This is a genomic window from Glutamicibacter sp. BSL13 (genome assembly GCF_052928425.1).
Genome location: NZ_JAVGCZ010000186.1, coordinates 1 through 2,295, shown reverse-complemented (window position 1 = coordinate 2,295; position 2,295 = coordinate 1). Strand labels below are relative to the sequence as shown.

The window sequence follows — 2,295 nt, the reverse complement described above, 5'->3', positions numbered from 1 at the left end:
CGCGATCCCGGCCCATCGGTTGTAAAGGACCCCGGCAGCACCAGGACCGGTGCCGGCGCGCACACGCCGCACGGCAAGGTGATTGCGGTGGACATGAACCCGCAGAAGCTGCGCACCGCCCAACGGTTGGGAGCCGATGTGGCACTCACCCCGCAGCAGCTGGCCCAGCAGGGGCTGAGCGCCGCGGTGGTGATCGAGGCGGCCGGCCACCCGCGTGCCTTTGAGACCGCGTTCAGTGCCACCGCGGTGGGCGGCACCCTGGTAACCGTTGGCTTGCCGGCGCCCGGGGCGATGAGCCAGATCGAACCGCTGGCGTTGACCGCCGGGGCCCGAACCATTATTGGTTCCTACTTGGGGTCGGCAGTGCCGGCGACGGACATCCCGTTCTATGAGCGGCTGTGGCGCGAAGGGCGGCTGCCGGTGGAGGAACTGGTTTCGGGCACCTGCACCCTGGATGAGATCAACGACGGGCTGGAGGAGCTCGCCGCCGGTCGGGCGGTGCGCACCCTGGTCACCTTCTAACCCCGCGCGCAGGGTCCCAGCCCGCCCAGGTGCCGGCAACAGACTTCAGGCGGGCAGGGACGCACCCGGGTGCGGCCAGAAGGCCACACCCGGGTTGGTGCTGCTGGGCTGGTTCCCGGTCTGGTCCGAGTACCCCGCAGCCCTCACCGCCGAGCGCTAGCGCTGCAGCCCGGCTTGACCCGCAGCGGCCGTGGTGCCGCCCGCCATGGCAGGACGCACCTGGCGGCGCAGCAGCACGAACAGCAGGATCATCCCGGCGGTCAGGAACATGTGCCCCAACCCGGCGAACCCGGCAATCATCGCGGAGGACTCCACCCCGCGCACGGTGAGCATGCCGTGCACGATGAGCATCGCCGAGGTGAGGATGACCCCGGCGTTGTAGGTGGCGAAGAACCAGCCGAACAGCTTGCGGTGCGTGGAGAGCGCGAACGCCTTCTCCAGCAGCAGCACGATCAGCAGGACGATGAAGCCCAGGGTGAGCAGGTGGGTGTGGGCCAGGCCCAGCTGTGTGAATTCGCCGGCCGGGAAGTCGTTGGCCTTGGTGAACTCGCGGTAGAACAGGCCGGAGGCCACCCCGACCAGCATGTAGCCAAAGGCCCAGTTCAGGATCTTGCGCATCTGTTTTCTCCTTGTGGTTTGGTGATGCCCCGGGAGTGAGGGCACCGGTGGTTGCTGGGCAGTGCTCCGTGGTGCTCCACGGCTGCCCGGTTGATTGGAAAATGTCTGCCGCCCGTTCGCCGCCCGCGGTTCGCCGCTCACGGCCCCGAGCCGGCACGGTGGCGCGCTAGCTGCGCGGCGTCTGCGCCATCTCGGTGCGGGACGCCGCAGCGGTTTCCGGCTGCCGGGTCGGCGCCCAGGCCGGGATGTTGCGCCGCCCCAGCAGCGTGAACAGCGCCGGAACCAGCACGGTGCGCACCAGGAAGGTATCGAGCAGCACCCCGAGCCCGACGACCAGGCCCAGCTGGCCCAGCACCATCAGCGGCAGGGTGGCCAGCGCCGCGAACACCCCGGCCAGCACCACGCCGGCGGAAGTGATCACCGCACCGGTGTGCCCGACGGCGTCGATCACCGCCTCCCGGATCGGCTGGCGGGCCGCCTCCTGCTTGATCCGCTGGGTGAGGAAGATCGTGTAGTCCACCCCGAGCGCGACCAGGAACAGGAAGGCCAGCAGCGGGACCTGCACATCGAATGCGCTGGTGCCCAGCACCAGTGAGCCGATCAGCCCGCCCAGCCCCAGTGCGGCCGCGGCGCTGAGCAGGTTCACCAGCGCCAGCAGGGCGGCGGTCAGCCAGGAACGGGTGAGCACCAGCAGCATCACGAAGCAGATGCCCAAGACCAGTGGGGCGATCACGGCAAAGTCCCGCAGGTGCCCGTTGTGGGCATCGAGCTGTTCGGCCCCCGCCCCGCCCAGCAGCGCATCGGCCCCGTCCACCGCATGGATGGCGGTGCGCACCTCACGCAGCATCTGCTGGTCTTCGCTCGATCCGGGGTCCGCCTGGCCCACCAGCAGCAGCCGCTGCCAGGAGCCGTCGGCGCTGCGGCCCATTTCGCTCACCCGCTGCACGCCGGGCACCTGTTCGGCGGCCCGGGCCACCTGTGGGGCCTGGTCAGGATGGGTGAGGATGGTGGCCGGCTGGGTTTCCCCGGCCGGGAAGTGCTCGGTGAGCACCGTTGAGGCGCTCGCCGATTCCATCGGGCTGCGGAACTGCTCGGCGGGCTTCAGGCCCAGGTCGGTGCCGTGCTGGCGGTGTTGGCCGCCGTGCTCACCGGCAC

3 protein-coding genes are annotated in these 2,295 nt (G+C 70.1%); 1 reads left to right on the top strand and 2 read right to left on the bottom strand.

The features are described from left to right. On the top strand, window positions 1–522 hold a 522-nt coding region (locus tag RCJ92_RS15655), incomplete at its 5' end, for a zinc-binding dehydrogenase (protein ID WP_446755088.1). A gap of 156 nt (window positions 523–678) precedes the next feature. Here RCJ92_RS15655 and RCJ92_RS15650 read toward each other — a convergent pair. After that, complete coding sequence (locus tag RCJ92_RS15650) at window positions 679–1,140, bottom strand: DUF2871 domain-containing protein (protein WP_054821723.1); 462 nt, start codon at window positions 1,138–1,140, stop codon at window positions 679–681. Between the two features lie 166 nt (window positions 1,141–1,306). Then, a partial coding sequence (locus RCJ92_RS15645) for an MMPL family transporter (RefSeq protein ID WP_446755087.1) occupies window positions 1,307–2,295 on the bottom strand: 989 nt, incomplete at its 5' end.